Source organism: Frankia sp. R43, assembly GCF_001306465.1.
GTDB lineage: Bacteria > Actinomycetota > Actinomycetes > Frankiales > Frankiaceae > Parafrankia > Parafrankia irregularis.
In genome coordinates this window covers 460,954-476,622 of sequence record NZ_LFCW01000001.1, presented here as the reverse complement: position 1 = coordinate 476,622, position 15,669 = coordinate 460,954, and the positions used below count along the sequence as shown (strand labels likewise).

The following is a 15,669-nucleotide window of genomic DNA, read 5'->3' as shown; positions in this document are numbered from 1 at the left end:
CACTCACCGGGACGTCCTCACCGGGACGTCCTCGTCGGCCGGCTGCGTCGGGTCGGCGCGGACCCGACGCGCGTCGGAGCCAGCGGCGGCTTCGAGCCGGCCCCAGCTGAGGCCCCCGCCCCCGCTCCGGCCCCTCCATCCGGGCTGGGGCCGGCGGTCGGGCCGGGTGCGGGCGTGGCCGGTGGCCGGCTGTCCTCGATGTCGGTCACGGCCGACCCGGAGCTGTCTGTCGCCGCCGCGGGCAGCTCCCCGGTAGCGGAGCCCCGCGTGGTCTCGGAGGTCGTCGCGGTCTCGGAGGCCTGCACGGTCGCAGCAGCGGCGTCGGCGTCGGCGTCGGCGACGTCGTCGGCGGCGGCGGCGACGTCGTCGGCGGCGGCGGTGTCGGCCATGGGGGCCGGGCCGACCGCGGCGGCGAAGCTCTCCGCTTGCACGGTCGTGGCCAGCTCCGGGCCCGGCTCAGGTGCGTCCGTCGGCATGGCCGGGGCCTCGTCCGAGGCGCGGGCCGCGGCCAGCTCCGCCATCTCGATCAGCTCCGCCAGCGCCGCCATCTCGAACTGCTCCGCGGAGACGGTGGTTTCCGCGTCGATGGGCGCCGGGTTCGTCGCGGACGCTGTGCCCGTTGTCGGGCCGAACGGCGCCGCAGGGCCCGGCATGCCCAGCCCCGGCATGCCCAGCCCCGGCATGCCCAGCCCCGGCATGCCCGGTCCCGGCATTGCCAGCTCCGCCGTCCCCTGGGTCGGCATCTGCGGGCTCGCCGGCGTCGGACCAGGAGCCGCCGGGCGCGTTGTGGTCGACCTGGTCGCGCTGGCGGCGCGCATGGCTCGACGGAACGCGGCGAAGTTCGCGATGGAGTTGCGACGGGCCCGGTGTGAGCGCGGGCGGGAGACGGCGGGGCCGGCCGCGCGGGTACTGGCGGTGAGGGACTGGCCGCGGGCTCGCTTGGGCAGGGTGATCCGGGTGGTGACGGCATCGATGCCGGTGGCGGCTGCGGTGTCCGCGGGGCCGCTCGGCCCGGCGTCGAGCGCGACGTGGGGGTGGGCGTGGGTCTGCTCCGTGCTCGGAGCGTTCCTGGTAGCGGCGCGGGTCGGGAAGGCGCCTGGTTCACGGGTGGGAAGCGCACCCAGGGCCGTGACGAACTCGGACGGATCCGGTCTGCGTGGCTGGTGGTTCGCCAGGTCACCGCCGCCGCCCGCCCCCTGCCGCTGCCGGTTGAAGCCGGGGTCCGACGCGGCCGTGCTTCGGCTGTGCCGGTCGTCGGCGGCCGCGGGCGGCAGGGCCCGTGGGGCTCGGGCCGCCACGGCGGTGCGCAGGCCCGTGGTCGCCGCGTCCGTCGCGTCGCTGATCGTGGGCGGTGGCTCCACCGATCTCGGCGCGGTGATGAGCTGGCGCGGAACCATCACGATGGCACCGGTTCCGCCGCGCGACGACGGGCGGAAGGACACCGTCAGACCGTGTTTGCGGGCGAGCACGCCGACGACCGCGAGGCCCAGCCGGGTGCCGGAGAGGTTGGTCAGGTCGAGCGATTCCGCCGAGACGGCGCGTTCGGCCCGTTCGAGGGCTGCCTGCCCCATGACCAGGCCGCCGTCCTCGATGGTGATGACGACGCCGGCCTGCACCTCCTCGACGTAGACGTGCACCTCTTCGGAGGGCGGCGAGAAGCTGGTGGCGTTGTCCATGAGTTCCGCGAGCGTGTGCATCACGCCCTCGGCGGCGTAGCCGACCACGGCCACGGTGCTGGTCGAGTGGAGCCGGACCCGCTGGTAGGCGCTGATCCGTCCCATCGCCCCGCGCAGCAGGCTTTCCATGACGATCGGCTTGGTCCAGCGACGACCCGAACGCCCGCCGGTGAGAACGGCGATGCTGTCGGCGAGGCGCCCCGCCTGGGCGGTGAGGTGGTCGAGCCGCAGCAGGTCGCCGAGAACCTCCTCGCTGTGCCGTTCCTCCATGGTGCGAAGGTCGGCGAGCATGGCGGTGCTCAACGCCTGCATGCGGCCGGCGGCGCTCGCGCAGGCGGCCATCGCGGCGGAGCGCATCCGTTCGCCGCGGCTGACCTCCTCTGTCACGGTGCGCAGAATGTGTAGGTGTGCGCCGTCGGTACCTCGCGGCGCCTCCCCGAGGGCGGCCTGGGCGGTGGCGCCCTCACGCAGGCGGGTGACGACGAGGGGGAGCACCTCCCGGGACAGCCGTTCCGTCTGCGCGGTGGAGGTCTTGACCTTCGTTTCGAGCGTGACGACCCGGCCGCGCAGCTCCATGGCGATCTGCCGGTTGCGGACCGCGAAGACGCTCGCCAGCCCGACGACTATGGCGGCGACGGATGCGCAGAACAGGACCGGCCCGCGGGCGTCGGTGGGTGACACCGCGGCTATGCCGAGGCCGGTGAGCATCACCACCAGCACCGCGGCGATCGGCGGTGCGATCAGGTCGCGGACCGTCGGTGGTCGCCGCACCTGATGGCGCGCGATTGCGTGTTCTGACATCGATCAGGTCCTCGTCGTCGGTGGTCGGTGGCTCAGGGCCGGCCCGCCGCGGTCAGGAACTTCCGTCGGGAATTCGGCTGAGAATCGACGGATCTTGCGTGGCGCAGCGCGTTGTCCCGTTCGCTGGCTGATGTCTCCCGAGGCCCCTCCGGGGCGCTTGTGAGTCGCCTTCGAGGGGTCGCCCGGGATGGTTCCGTAATGTTTCTCCGCGTCGCGGAAAAATGAAGTGAAGTGGCCGTTGAAATGTGGTTCCCGATGCCTATTGACACCGGCCTGGAGCCCCTCTCCGGCCGTGCTGACCGCGTCGATCTCCGCCCCCTTGCCGTCGCCCCGATGCGCCTGTCCTACCTGGGTTGATCCGGTGTCGATCCTGGGTCGAACCCGAACTATCAGTGCAGGTCATCTGCGCGTCGCACATGCTATTGACCGCCCAGGCGGGTCGTGCGGCGGGCGTTGCGGGCTATCTCCGGGCCATAGCCGAAAGTGGTATCAGAGTGTTTCTGTTGTGTTTCTGTAGTGAATCTGGATTGATCCTGTTTTGCTGGAAACCGATGCACGGCCCCCGGCTGAACGGGGGCGCCGCTGCGCGGAGTTGACAGCTTGGCATTCCCGGCGGCTGCGCTGGCCTGACCGGGCCATTTCTCGCCAGAAACGACGACGCTTTTAAGTCGGTGTCGGCCGTGGCTGTTATGTGCTAAATTCATTCTCAGTTCACGGGTTCGGTCTGCCGGTCGGTGTTCGGGTGGGTGAGAATCCGGCCTGTTCCAAGCGCATTCCGGCCGGGGCCGGGTGTGGGGCCGTGGGGCGGGCCCCCTCCGAACGGGGGTGGTGCGGCCGCCGGGTGCGGGCTGTTCCACGGCCCGGAGGGGGCGTTCCTCGGCTGGTTGTCAAGTTCGATGCCCATGGCCGGTCGCGCGTGTCGCCGTTCGGAGCGCCACCTGCGGTCGCCCCCCGGTTGGCTCGGGCGTGCGGCGGGCCGGTCCATGGGCCGGCGCAGGGCGCGGTCCACGGCGCGGTTGACGGGCCCTTCTCGCGGGGGTGCGTCCGGACCCCGCGTCACGACCGCCGACCCGCTTGAGGGGCTGTCTGACGGGCCCGGTGCGGCATTCGGCCGAGCTGGTGGCGGGTGGCCGCCGGCCCGCGACGAGGGTGGGCCGTTCACCGGGTTTCGGGCCCGGCGCATAGTCTGACCGTGGGCGCGTCCTGGGCGCCTGTCGCCGGTGGGAGGTTGGATGGGTCCGACGGGCGCAAGCCCGAGCCCGAGTGCGTTGCCGGGCGCGCGGCTGGGGTCGGTGGCAGTCACCACTCCGGAGGCGGCACTCGACAACCCGGTCTGGGCGTCGCTGACGGGCGTACACACTGCGCTGGCCATCGTGCACGGGCGCGCGGCGCGTTACCCCTCCGATATCTCACCGTTCGCCGCGGTGAGCGACGACACCGATCCGGCCGCCTGGGCCGACCTCGCCGATCTGGTGGGGCCGGGTGTCCTCCTCGGCTGCGCGGGTCTGAGGTCACTGCCGCCGCCGGGGTGGGACATCGTGATGGCGGTCCCCGCCGTTCAGCTGCTCGGCGATGACGTGGCCGGCCGTCCGGACCCCGAGGCGGTTCGCCTGGGAGCGCAGGACGTGCCGGAGATGCTCGACCTGGTCGCCCGGACCCAGCCGGGTCCGTTCGAGCGGCGCACCATCGAACTGGGTGCCTACCTGGGCATCCGACGCGGCGGGCGACTCGTCGCGATGGCCGGGGAGCGGATGCGGTTCCCGGGCCGTACCGAGATCAGTGCCGTGTGCACCGATCCGGTGCACCGCGGGGCCGGTTTCGCCACCCGCCTGATCAGGGCGACGGCCATGGGCATCCTCGCCCGTGGCGACCGGCCCTTCCTCCACGTGATGGTCTCGAACATGGACGCGATCCGGCTCTACGAGGACCTCGGCTTCCGGGTCCGCCGCGAGATGTCGTTCGTCCAGCTGCGCACCCCGACACACTGAGACTGTCCCGCTCGGTGCCCTCCACCCGCCGGGGCTGCTTCACCCGGACGCCTCGCTCGGCTGCCCCGTTCACCGGCGATTTCCGTCACCGCGGCGGTGACAGAATATTGCTGGTCCGGGTAGCGTCCGATGTGTCCGCGCCGTACACGTCGCACGCCCAGCCTCGCCCGAGGCGGTCCTCCGGCCGTCCGGGGCGTACCGGTCGTACCTGGCCCTGGTTCGGCGACGACTCGGCGTCCCGCCGCCGGGCCCGTGATCGTCGGGTCCGCCCCATCGAGAGCCAGGTCGCAGATGACTGTCCATGACTTCACCGTCGAGGCGTCGGACGGCACCCCCCGCCCGCTGAGTGAGTACGCCGGCAAGACGCTGCTGATCGTCAACGTTGCCAGCAAGTGCGGCCTCACGCCGCAGTACGAAGGTCTCGAAGCGCTCTACCGGGATCTCAAGGGCCGTGGCCTGGAGGTCCTCGGCTTCCCCTGCAACCAGTTCGGCGGCCAGGAGCCCGGCACCAACGCCGAGATCCAGGAGTTCTGCTCGACGAACTTCGACGTGACGTTCCCGGTGCTCGGCAAGATCGAGGTGAACGGGCCCGACGCGGCTCCGCTGTACACCTACCTGCGCTCGGAGGCCCCCGGCGACTTCGGGCCGGAGTCGGGCTTCCTCTACGAGCACATCAAGCGCTCGCGGCCCGAGGCCATCGGTACCGACGAGGTCAAGTGGAACTTCACGAAGTTCCTCGTGGACGGCGACGGCAAGGTCGTACGTCGCTTCGAGCCGACCGTCACGCCCGAGGAGCTGCGCGGCGAGCTCGACGGCGCCCTGGCGTAGCAGCGGCACGATCCCCTCGGTCCCACCGGCGGACGTCTGGTTCGTCCGCCCGGTGGGACCGGGCCGCCCGGCCGCCTCGATGGGCCGGGCGGAATCGGGCTGACCCCGCCGGCTCGCGCGTTGGCCAGCCGGTTCGCGCGTCGGCCCGTCGGTTCGCATGTCAGCCCGTCGGCCGCACCTCGGTGACCGGCCTCACCTCGCCGAGGCGGACGGGCGTGACGCCGTTCGCCTCCACCTGCTCGCCGCAGCTCGCGCACACGCAGCGTGGCCGCAGCTCGGCGCCGCAGGAATGCCGCCACACGGTCGGCGGCGGGCCGGCCGTGACGTACCGGTCGCCCCAGTCCATGAGACCCAGCAGCACGGGCTGCAGTGCCCGGCCGGCCTCCGTCGCCAGGTACTCGTGGCGCGGCGGATGTTCGCTGTACTGGCGCTTCTCCAGCACCCCCGCCGCGACCAGCGACCGCAGCCTCGCGGCCAGGATGTCCCGGCTCGCGCCCGTGTTCTCGACGATCTGGTCGAACCGGCGTGCGCCCAGCATGACCTCCCGCAGGGCCAGCAGGCTCCACCGCTCCCCGACGACGGCGAGGGCGTTCGCGATCGAGCACTCCCGGGCCGTCCTGCTCATCGCGGGTCCTCCTCGTCCGACGTGGCCTGACACGGTACGTCCGGAAATCAAACTTACCACCTGTTCGGTATCCGCCAAGGTTGCTGGACGCCGGCGGCTGTTGCCGCGGCCCGGCAGGATCTGAGGACTGTGGTCGCCGGCACGGCGAGAATCCTCAGATCTTCGAGCCGCTCCACGCGCTGTCGCTGTCGCTGTGGCTGCTGCCAGTCAGGGCCTGAGGCTGGTGGTCGCCAGGGCGACGAGCATCCCCAAATCTTTGGCCGGCCACTTCGAGCGCCGTCTCCCGAGTGCCGAAAAGTGCCTCCGGTCGGTTGCCGTGAAGCATTTTTCGATGGCTTCCGGGGCTGGCTGACCGCCAATCGACGACCATTGGGTTTGCTGGCAGGAAAGGCCTTCCAGAAAGTATGACGGTGATTCGTGCCACCGCGATGATCGGCACGTGCCGAAGGGGCCCAGAGTCCTTCATACTGATACCTGTCAGGCGATCCTGCGGCGGTGGCTCACCGGCCAGCCTGGTCGACCCTCGGGTGGGGCGGAGCCGGCCGCGCATTTCCCCTGGGATGCGCGGCCGTGTTCGCCGCCGATTGTGTGTCGGCCCGCGGGCCCGCCGCGTCGCCGGTCGCCGAAAACCCGGAAAAATCCGGGTGGTCGTGGGAGAGAGGCCGGCCTTCGGTCTGCCGGAGATCGGTCGGTACCGCAACCAGCGTGCTGGAGGGCACACATTCCTGGTCGAGGAAGCAGTACCTGGAAGGCCCGCGGGAAATGAAGGAACCGGGCCACCATGAATGGGGGACGGGAGGGGACATGGCCCACGTCGAGGATCAGACCGAACTGATCGTCCGCATCGTCGAGGAGGTCGCCGAGCTCCTGCCGCCCCAGGCACCACTCGGGTACTTCTCCCACCACAACCCGCTGCACGCCCTGGAGGAGCTCCCGTTCCCGCAGGCGGTCGAGCGTGCCGGCGCGCTGCTGGGAACGGCGGCGTTCCAGACCGAGCGGGCCTTCTCCGACCACCTTTCGTCCGGCCGGATCCTCACCCGGGACCTGGTGGCCGTGCTGGACCAGCACGGCGGGCCGAGCGATGACGCGTCCGCTTCCGCCGGGGACACCGAGATCCTCCCCGGCGGGCCGACCTGGAACGACTTCCGGCTCGCCCGGCTCGGCCTTTTCGTCGACGTCCCCGGCGCCCCCGCGGTCTCCTGGCGGCTCGCGGACGGCGGCGAGCTCAGCCACTTCCATCCACTCGTCTCCCCGGCCCGGCGCGAGGAGCTCACCCGACAGGCAAGGCGGCGCTTCCCGGCACCCCGGCGGCGGTCCCCGCGCGGCCGCGCCGCCGAGCGCAGAGCGCTGCGGGCCGCGCTGTTGAGTGCCCTGTGGGGCGATCTGCTGCGGTGCGTGCCGCCCGCCCCACCGCGGGCCGTCCCGCTGCGTCGCCGTGACCAGCTGCTCCACCGCTTCGGCGTCGACATCGACGAGATGATCCATCCGGTACTGATCAGGTTGTGCGCGGCCTTCCTCGACCAGGGGATGGCCGCCTGGGAGCTGCCGCACCGGGAGGACGGCCTGCTCACAGCCTTCCGTCACCTGTTCGGAACGCTCGGGGCAACCCGGGAGCCGCACTGGTCCGGGCTCGCCGCGCACCTGCGCCGGCAGCTGCGCCAGGGCTGGACCGCCGAACGCACGGTGACCTGGGCGCTGCGGGCGCTGCGGGTCCCCGTGCCGGTCTGGCCGGAGGCCGTCCGGGCGACGCTGATGTCGCTGCGTGGCTGGGCGGGTATGGTCCGCCAGTTCGAGGTCCATCCCGACCGGGCACCGTCGCAGCCGTCGCCCGCCCGCCTTGTGGACCTGCTCGCCGTCCAGCTCACGCTGGAGGTCGTGGCCGTTCGTCACCTGCTCGGCCAGACGATCGGCCCGGACGCCACCCCGGAGGACCTCGGCCCGCTCGGTGATGCCGCCCCGGCGAGGCCGGCCGGCGAGGCCCGGTCCGACCGGTCCGACCGGTCCGACCGGTCGGACCGGCCCGACCGGGATCTGGCCGCACCCGATATGGCCGTCCCCGATCGGCCCGCTCCCGATCTGGAGCTGGTCTACGAGGCGTTCGTGCTCGCGCAGATCATGGACGTCGAGACCGAGGCGCTCGGGGACCCGCGGTGGGCCCGGGCCTGGCTGGGTGCCGTCGCGGACCTCGGCTCCCGGCGACGGCGCTGGCTGCTGCACCTGGCCTATGAACGGCGCTACCGCACCGAGATCCTCGACGCGCTCACCGCGCACGACCGCCGCTTCCCCGAGATCGACGCCGGGCTCGGCGCCGATGCCGTGCACGAGGCTGGCGGCGCGTCCGAGGCCGCCTTCCAGGCCGTGTTCTGCATGGACGAACGGGAGGAGTCGCTGCGCAGGCACCTGGAGGAGATCCACCCGCGGGTGCGCACGTACGGAGCGGCGGGGTTCTTCGGTGTCGCCATGGCCTACCAGGGACTCGACGACGTCCGGCCACGGGCGCTGTGCCCGGTGTCGGTCACGCCGCACAACCTGGTCGTCGAGCAGGCCGTGGACCAGGCGGAGCTGATCGCCTATCAGCAGACCCGGCGCCGTGACGCCCACCGCCACCACATCCTGTCGGCCGCCCGCGGCAGATCCGGTCGGCCGACCGGCCACAACGCGGTCGCCGGGCTGGCCCGGCTGGTTCCGTTGGTCGTCGGTGCGGTGGCCCCGCGGGCCGTCGGTGAACGCGCCCGGATGCTGTGCCCCCATGACCGCCCCGGCCCCTGGCCGCGGACTCGACTGGCCGTCGAGGCCGTCGAGGCCGTCGAGGCCGTCGAGACCGTCGAGCCCAGCGAGACCGTCGAGCCCAGCGAGACCGTCGAGCCCAGCGAGGGCGTCGAGGGCGGAGAGATCGAATCCGGTGCCGGTGCCGGTGCGGTGGTGGGCGGCGCGGGGCTGGTGCCCGGTGTGGGCGCGGGTCCGCTGCGGCTCGGCTTCACGGTCGACGAGATGACGGAGATCGTCGACACGCTGCTCACGACGATCGGGATGACCGGGCCGACCGGTGGTGTGGTCCTCGTGATCGGGCACGGATCGTCCAGCGTCAACAACCCGCACGCGGCCGCGTACGACTGCAGCGCGACCGGTGGCGGCCGCAGCGGCCCGAACGCGCGGGCGTTCGCCGCGATGGCGAACCATCCACGGGTGCGGGCGGCGCTCGCCCGGCGCGGTCGCCTGATCGGCCCGGACACCTGGTTCGTCGCAGGCCACCACGACACCTGCGAAGGCTCCCTGACCTGCTACGACACCGACCTCGTCCCGGCCGCTTCGCAGGCGGCGCTGGCCACCGCGACCGAGGCGCTGCGCGCGGCCGTCCAACTCGACGCGCACGAGCGCTGCCGACGCTTCGAGTCGGTGGGCGCCGACGTCGCCGCCGACACCGCGCACGCCCACGTGCGGGGGCGGTCGGCCGACATCGCGCAGTCGCGGCCGGAGTACGGGCACAGCACCAACGCCACCTGTGTGATCGGCCGGCGCTCCCGCACCCGCGGGCTGTACCTGGACCGCCGGTCGTTCCTCGTCTCCTACGACCCCACGACCGATCACGACGGCTCCGTGCTCAGCCGGCTGCTGCTGTCCACCGCACCGGTCGGAGCCGGCATCAGCCTCGAGTACTACTTCAGCGCGGTGGACCCGATCGGCTTCGGCGCCGGGTCCAAGCTGCCCCACAACATCAGCGGCCTGGTCGGTGTGATGGACGGGCACGCCTCCGACCTGCGTACCGGCATGCCCTGGCAGTCGGTGGAGATCCACGAGCCGATGCGGCTGCTGATGATCGTGGAGGCGGAGCCCGACCTGCTGGCGTCCATCGTGCGGGGGCACCCGCACCTGCGTCGGCTCGTCGACGGCGGCTGGATCCAGCTCGCGGCCTGGGACCCGCACTCGCCGCGGACCTGGCTCCATGTCGACGGCCGCTTCGAACCACACCGGCCGGAGAGCCTGCGCCTCCCGGTGGTCGCCCGGTCGGAGCACTACTACGCCGGACAGCGCGATCACCTGCCGCCCGCACACGTGCTCGCGGCGTGTGAACCAGCACGGGTGGACATCCCGGCGCAGGCGCCGTCGCCGCAGCTGTCGTCGGAGCGGCTGTCGTCGGAGCGGCCGTCGCCGGAGCTGCTGTCGTCGGAGCAGTGGGCGGACATCCCGGAGCAGCCGCGGCTGCCGTCACGGTGGCTTGACGCCCCCTTCCCGGACAGGCCGGACGGACCATGAGCGGCGGTTTCGGCGCCGGGCTCCTGCCCGCGACCCTGGTCCTGGCGGTTGCCGTGCCCGGGGCGGCCGTCGTCCTTCTCGGCAGCCTGATGTGGTTCGGACGGATCCGCTCCGAACGGGTGACCACCACGGTTGTCGCCACCTCGTTCAGCGTGGTGACCTTCGCCTGCCTGGTGCTCGCCGGTGCGGTGGCGGTCAGCGGCGGCGAGGCCGTGGACGCGGCCGTCGGCCCCTGGTTCGGCACAGCTGACCACAGCTTCACCTGGCATCTGAGCGCGGACCCGCTGTCCGCACCCTTCGCGCTCGTCGCGGCCGCCCTCGTCGGCCTGACCGGCGCGGTGTCCGCCCGCTACCTGCATCGGGAGCCCGGCTTCACCCGCTTCCACCTGCTGCTGCTCCTGTTCGGCGGCGCGGTGGAACTGGTGGTCCTGGCCGGTGACCCGCCGACGCTGTACTTCGGCTGGGAACTGGTCGGACTCACCTCCGCCCTGCTCATCGCCTTCTTCGCCGAACGGCCGGCGCCGGTGCGCCACGGGCTGCGGGCCTTCCTGACCTACCGGGCCTGTGACGCCGGGCTGCTCGTCGCGGTGGTCTGGCTCGGGCACCTCGCGAGCGGCACCGCGGGCGGCGCGAGCGGTGCCGGCGGTGGCGGCGGGCCGGAGCACCACACCCACGGCTGGGACGGTGTGCTGGCAGCCCCGGCGGTGCTCGCGCACGCGCCGGCCCTGGCCTTTCTGCTGCTCCTGGCCGTGCTGGGCAAGTCCGCGCTCGTGCCCGTCGGTGGCTGGCTCCCGCGCGCGATGGAAGGGCCGACGCCGTCCAGTGCGGTCTTCTACGGGGCGGTGTCGGTTCACCTGGGCCCCTACCTCCTGCTGCGCGCCGACCCGCTGCTCGATCACACCCCGCTCGCGCGGCTGGCACTGGTCGTCGTCGGCGGGCTCACCGCCCTGCACGCCGCGGTTGTCAGCCGGGCCCAGAGCGACGTCAAAAGTGCGCTGGCCTACGGGTCGATGACCCAGGTCGGGCTGATCGTCGCCGAGATCGGACTGGGCCTGCACACCCTTGCCCTGACGCACACCCTCGTCCACGCGACGCTGCGCTGTGCTCAGATCCTTCGTTCACCCAGCGCGCTGCGTGACAGCCAGCGCCTGGAGCAGGCACAGCGTGGTGCCCCGACATCCGCTTCCGGGCCGGGACGAAACATGGCGATCGTGCCCGCACGATGGCAGCCCCGGCTCTACCGGTACGCGTTCGAGAGGGGAGACGCAGACGTGGTGCTTCGCCAGGTCGGAGGTGCGGCCGCGCGTGCGCTGACAGCGATAGACCGCTGGCAGCGGCAGGCCGTGGAGGTGATCGGCGGAAGGTCCGAGGCCGAGGCGCGGCCGGGGACCGGAGCAGGGCCGGGCGCCGGCTCCGGATTCGGCCCCGCTTCCGGGTTCGTGGCTGCCGCGGCGGGCCCGCCTCGCGGCGGAGCGTCGTGGGCGCCGGCCGCGTCGACGGAGCCAGTCCACGGCGACTGGTGGCCCTGGGCGACGATGGAAACACTGCCGACTGTCGCTACAGCCGGCGTGAACGAGGCCGGGCTCGGCCCTGAGCCTGAGCCTGAGCCCGAGCCCGAGCCCGAAGGCGAGGCCGAGGTCGGGCTTCGTCCGGAGGCGAAGGGAGGCCCGGTTTCTGGTTCCGGCTCCGCTCCTGTCGCTGATGCGGACGCGGGTTCGGTGGACGGGGCCGACGCGGACCATCCCACGGCACCGCGGCGCACCGGCCAGCGGGCCCAGGACGGATCAGGCCCCTACGGCGCGGACACCTACGCCCCCGACCTGCCCGACCTGCCCGGCCTGACCGCGCTGCCCCGACGGATTCCCAGCCAGGCAGGTCCGGCGGCGGTCTCCCGGCCCGGGGAGCCGTTGGCCGTCCCTGAAACGACCCGGCCGTCCACACCGCCGCGGCTGCCGGTGCCGCGGCCCGCGGCCGAGGACCTCGCCCGCCAGCTTCCGAGCCCGGCCAGCGCCGCACCGGACACCACGCCGCAGGACCGCATCACCCAGGCCAGCATCACCCAGGACAGCATCACCCAGGACAGCATCGACGACGGCATCGTGGACGCGGGTACCACGGAGATGCCCATGACGTCCCTCGGCGCGGCCGGCCGGCCAACCGACGCCGGCGTCATCGAGCCCACGGATGGCGTCGCGCCCACGGATGACATCGAGGCCGGCGGTGTCGCCGAGCCGGTGGACGTCGTCGGCGAGGACCGTCCCGCGTCGCACGGTGCGCTCGCGGAGCCTGCGCTGGCAGAGCCCGCATCGGCGCATCCCGCATCGGCGGATCCCGCGGCGGCGGACGGTGCGGCGGCGGACCGTGCGGGTGGGCCGGCGTCCGACAGCACCGGCGGTCGTGGGCCGGGCCTGCGGCCCCGGAGGCCCGACGCCCCGTCGTCGCGTCGCCTGACGGCCCGCAACGACGGGCCCGGTGGCGGCACTCGGCCGGCGCGCCACCTGGACGAGCCGCCCCGGTTCCCCACCGACGTCCGTCCCGTCCGTCCCCGCTCCGGAGGGCCGTGGTGATCCTGGCGGTCACGCCGCTTCTGGTCGCGATCGGCCTGCTCGGTGGCTCGGTCGCGGTGCGCCGGAGCCCTGATCCGCCGGCTGCCCGGGCCACCGCGACCTGGTGCGTCGCCGTCGCGCTGGGCGTCATCGCCGTGGCGATGCTGGCCGAGCGGCTGGGTGCCTGGCCGGGCGGGGCCGGTGGGGTCGTGCTGCTCGCGCCGGGGAGCGGGCGGTGGATGCCGTTCGTCACCTGCCTCGCCGGGCTCGCCGCCACCGCCCTCGCTCCGGTGACGTCCGACTCGCCGTGGACGTCACACTCACCGCGCACCTTCGCCCGGACGCTGCTCGTCCTGGCCTGCGGCACCGCCGCGACCGCGTCCGACGGGCCCGGCGCGGCGCTGGCCTCGTGGGCGCTGTCCGCCGTGGTCGTATGGCGTGAGCTGGTCGATGAGGCCGATCCGTCCGGGGCCGGGCCGGCGCGGGTGTTCGGGCTGCACCATCTGCTCGGGGTTGGCGCGTGCGCCGTGGGGCTGCTGCTGCCCGGGCCGCTCGGGCCGACCGCCGCGGCTGTGCTGGTCACGTTCGGCGTCGGTGTCCGGCAATGCCTGGTGCCGTTGCATCTGTGGCACGGCTGCCTCGTCGGATCCGGCTCTCCCAAAGGTTCTGGCTCAGCCGCAGGGCCTGGCTCTGCCGTCGGGCCTGGCTCAGTCGCAGGGCCTGGTTCTGTCGCAGGGCCTGGCTCTCGCGCCTGGTACGGCTCTCGCGCCTGGTACGGCTCTCGCGCCTGGTACGGCTCTCCGGTCGGGAACGGCGCCCCCGCGGGTTCGCTGCCGCCGGGTCTCCTCGTCGCGTTCACGGCCGGTCCGTCCGGTCTGCTGTTGCTGCCGGAGGTCGCGCGGCTGCTGCACGGGCAGGCCTGGGCCGGCTTGGTCGTCGCCGCGAGTGGGGTGACCGCCCTGCTGGGGGCGGGTCTCGGCCTGGTGGCACGCGACGTCCGCACCGCGCTCGCCCAGGTTGGGCTGGCACTGAGTGGAGTGGTCAGCTGCGGGGCACTGGCCGGTTCGGTGTTCGGGACGGCGGGGCACGGGCCGGCGGGTGATCCCGGTGTCGCCGCGGTGGGGGCGGTGCTGGCCTGGCAGGTCGGCGTGGTCGCGACCGGCGGTGCGGTCATGATCGCGGCCGCGACGGAGGCGCGGCGCGGCCCGATGGCGCTGGTCGGCCCAGGCGGCTGTTTCGCGCGGACGCCCCGGCTCGCTGTGGCCTTCCTGCTGTTCGGCCTCACCGCGGTCGGCTACCCGGCGACCATCGGATTCGTCTGGGAGGACCTGGTCCTCGACGGCGTCGGCACCTGGTTCGTGCTGCTCGCGGCGGTGCTCGTGCTCGCGGTCGCGGGCTCCGGCGCGACCGTCATGAAGTGGTATTTCGCGGGTTACACGGGGCGGCGAGACCATGTGGGTGAGCACGACCTGACCGTGCGCGAGTTCCGTGCGGTCACCGTCCTGCTGGTGCTGCTCCTGCTCGCTCAGATCCACCCGGCGGGGCTGCTGCCCGAGCTCTGAGCCGAGCCGGCGTCCAGGCCGCGAGCCTCCAGGCCGCGAGCCTCCAGGTCACGGGTGCCCGGCCAGAGTAGTTCGTGCTGGGCGCGTCGCTGGGGTGCGGGGTTCGGGCTGGGAGGGGCTGGGAACAGGGAAAAGGTGGATCTGAGCGCGGCAGTGCGGGGTGGCCGGGTTGGCCCGCGCTGACCGGCGTCGCGGGGCGCTCCGGCGTCGTGGCGCGGTCGCGGTGAGCCCGTCCTCCTCGCCCAGGGGCAACGACCGGCCCGCGGCCCGGTGGGCGATGCGGCTGGCGCCGCTGCTGATGCTCGTGGCGATCGTCGTTCTGCAGCTGGCCAGCAACGGCTGGACGATCCTGGAGCTGACCGTGCTCTCCCCGTTGCTCGCGGCGACGATTTCCGGCCCGTTCCTCACCACGGTCTACGCGGCCCTGGCCTTGGCCGCCAGCGTGCTGATCGGCATCCACGACGAGTTGTTCACCGTCAACGAGGGCGGTCTGGCCGCGCAGCTGGTGCGCCTGACCGGCATCGCGGTCGGCGGTGTGATGGCCGTCTTCGTCAGCCGGTACAACACGCAGCGCGAGGTGAAGCTGCAGAACGTGACCCGGGTGGCCGAGGTGGCTCAGCGGGCGGTGCTGCCCATGGCGCCGACCGCGGCAGGTGATCTGCAGCTCGCCGTCCGTTATGAGAGCGCCGCCGCCGAGGCGATGGTGGGGGGCGACCTGTACGAGGTCGTCGACAGCCCCTGGGGTACCCGGCTGCTGGTCGGGGACGTCCGCGGCAAGGGCCTGGACGCGGTGCGGATCGCCAGCCGCGTGCTGGGCTGCTTCCGGCTCGTCGCCAAGCACCGGCCCGACATCGAAACCGTGCTGACCGATCTGGACGAGGAGGTCGCCGACGTCAGCGGCTTCGACGACTTCGTCACCGCCGTCGTGCTGCAGATCCGCGACGGCCAGCTGGATCTGGTCAACGCCGGGCATCCCGACCCGTTCCTGGTGCGCGGTGAGACCACGACGACGCTGACCCCGGTCGGCCGGCGATCACCGCTGGGGCTGCTGGCCGGCGACGTCGCGCTGACGTCCTTCGCGCTGGAAGCAGGTGACCGCCTGCTGCTCTACACCGACGGGATCGCCGAGGCCCGCAGCGCCGAGTCGCGGGAGTTCTTCCCGCTGCCGTCGGCGGTGGGGCAGACACTGGGCCAGCACCGTCCGCTCGAGGCCTGCCTCGACGACCTGGTTCGGCAGGTCCAGAACTGGACGCGCTCCACCCTCAGCGACGACGTCGCGCTGCTCGCGGTGGAGCTGCCGGCCGCCGCGGGCCGGTCCCGGGCGGACCAGTCGACCGCGGCCTGAGCCGTGGCTCCGGGCTGCCTCTTCGGCCTGCCTGCTTGCTCTCC

General features: G+C 73.0%; 8 protein-coding genes. 6 read left to right on the top strand and 2 right to left on the bottom strand.

Annotation, left to right across the window (positions count from 1 at the left end; genetic code table 11):
• Nucleotides 1-17: 17 nt before the first annotated feature.
• Nucleotides 18-2,477, bottom strand: a complete 2,460-nt coding sequence (locus ACG83_RS01610; protein WP_054564371.1) for an ATP-binding protein — start codon at nucleotides 2,475-2,477, stop codon at nucleotides 18-20.
• Nucleotides 2,478-3,709: 1,232 nt separating this feature from the next.
• Here ACG83_RS01610 and ACG83_RS01605 point away from each other — a divergent pair.
• The gene (locus ACG83_RS01605; RefSeq protein WP_054564370.1) at nucleotides 3,710-4,465 is read left to right on the top strand and encodes a GNAT family N-acetyltransferase; all 756 of its coding nucleotides are present in this window, start codon (nucleotides 3,710-3,712) and stop codon (nucleotides 4,463-4,465) included.
• A gap of 291 nt (nucleotides 4,466-4,756) precedes the next feature.
• Nucleotides 4,757-5,293, top strand: coding sequence for a glutathione peroxidase (locus ACG83_RS01600; RefSeq protein WP_054564369.1), 537 nt, complete (start codon nucleotides 4,757-4,759; stop codon nucleotides 5,291-5,293).
• Between the two features lie 160 nt (nucleotides 5,294-5,453).
• Here the strand turns inward: ACG83_RS01600 and ACG83_RS01595 are convergent, their stop codons facing one another.
• Nucleotides 5,454-5,918, bottom strand: a complete 465-nt coding sequence (locus ACG83_RS01595) for a helix-turn-helix domain-containing protein (RefSeq protein WP_054564368.1) — start codon at nucleotides 5,916-5,918, stop codon at nucleotides 5,454-5,456.
• A gap of 804 nt (nucleotides 5,919-6,722) precedes the next feature.
• Here ACG83_RS01595 and ACG83_RS01590 point away from each other — a divergent pair.
• The 4 genes from ACG83_RS01590 to ACG83_RS01575 all read left to right on the top strand — a co-directional run bounded on the left by ACG83_RS01590 (nucleotide 6,723) and on the right by ACG83_RS01575 (nucleotide 15,625).
• Nucleotides 6,723-10,172 (top strand): DUF2309 domain-containing protein, encoded by a 3,450-nt coding sequence (locus tag ACG83_RS01590; protein WP_054564367.1) that lies wholly within the window; start codon nucleotides 6,723-6,725, stop codon nucleotides 10,170-10,172.
• Nucleotides 10,169-12,739, top strand: a complete 2,571-nt coding sequence (locus tag ACG83_RS01585) for a proton-conducting transporter membrane subunit (protein ID WP_054564366.1) — start codon at nucleotides 10,169-10,171, stop codon at nucleotides 12,737-12,739. Before ACG83_RS01590 ends, ACG83_RS01585 begins: the two co-directional genes overlap by 4 nt.
• Nucleotides 12,736-14,280 (top strand): proton-conducting transporter membrane subunit, encoded by a 1,545-nt coding sequence (locus ACG83_RS01580; RefSeq protein WP_054565343.1) that lies wholly within the window; start codon nucleotides 12,736-12,738, stop codon nucleotides 14,278-14,280. The genes ACG83_RS01585 and ACG83_RS01580 overlap by 4 nt, the downstream gene beginning before the upstream one ends.
• Before the next feature lie 277 nt (nucleotides 14,281-14,557).
• Complete coding sequence (locus tag ACG83_RS01575) at nucleotides 14,558-15,625, top strand: PP2C family protein-serine/threonine phosphatase (protein WP_054564365.1); 1,068 nt, start codon at nucleotides 14,558-14,560, stop codon at nucleotides 15,623-15,625.
• Nucleotides 15,626-15,669: the final 44 nt, after the last annotated feature.

What these genes read in the sequence shown, in the direction of transcription:
- ACG83_RS01610 (WP_054564371.1), bottom strand. Translation starts at nt 2,477, where the DNA reads ATGTCAGAACACGCAATCGCGCGCCATCAGGTGCGGCGACCACCGACG.
- ACG83_RS01605 (WP_054564370.1), top strand. Translation starts at nt 3,710, where the DNA reads ATGGGTCCGACGGGCGCAAGCCCGAGCCCGAGTGCGTTGCCGGGCGCG.
- ACG83_RS01600 (WP_054564369.1), top strand. Translation starts at nt 4,757, where the DNA reads ATGACTGTCCATGACTTCACCGTCGAGGCGTCGGACGGCACCCCCCGC.
- ACG83_RS01595 (WP_054564368.1), bottom strand. Translation starts at nt 5,918, where the DNA reads ATGAGCAGGACGGCCCGGGAGTGCTCGATCGCGAACGCCCTCGCCGTC.
- ACG83_RS01590 (WP_054564367.1), top strand. Translation starts at nt 6,723, where the DNA reads ATGGCCCACGTCGAGGATCAGACCGAACTGATCGTCCGCATCGTCGAG.
- ACG83_RS01585 (WP_054564366.1), top strand. Translation starts at nt 10,169, where the DNA reads ATGAGCGGCGGTTTCGGCGCCGGGCTCCTGCCCGCGACCCTGGTCCTG.
- ACG83_RS01575 (WP_054564365.1), top strand. Translation starts at nt 14,558, where the DNA reads ATGCGGCTGGCGCCGCTGCTGATGCTCGTGGCGATCGTCGTTCTGCAG.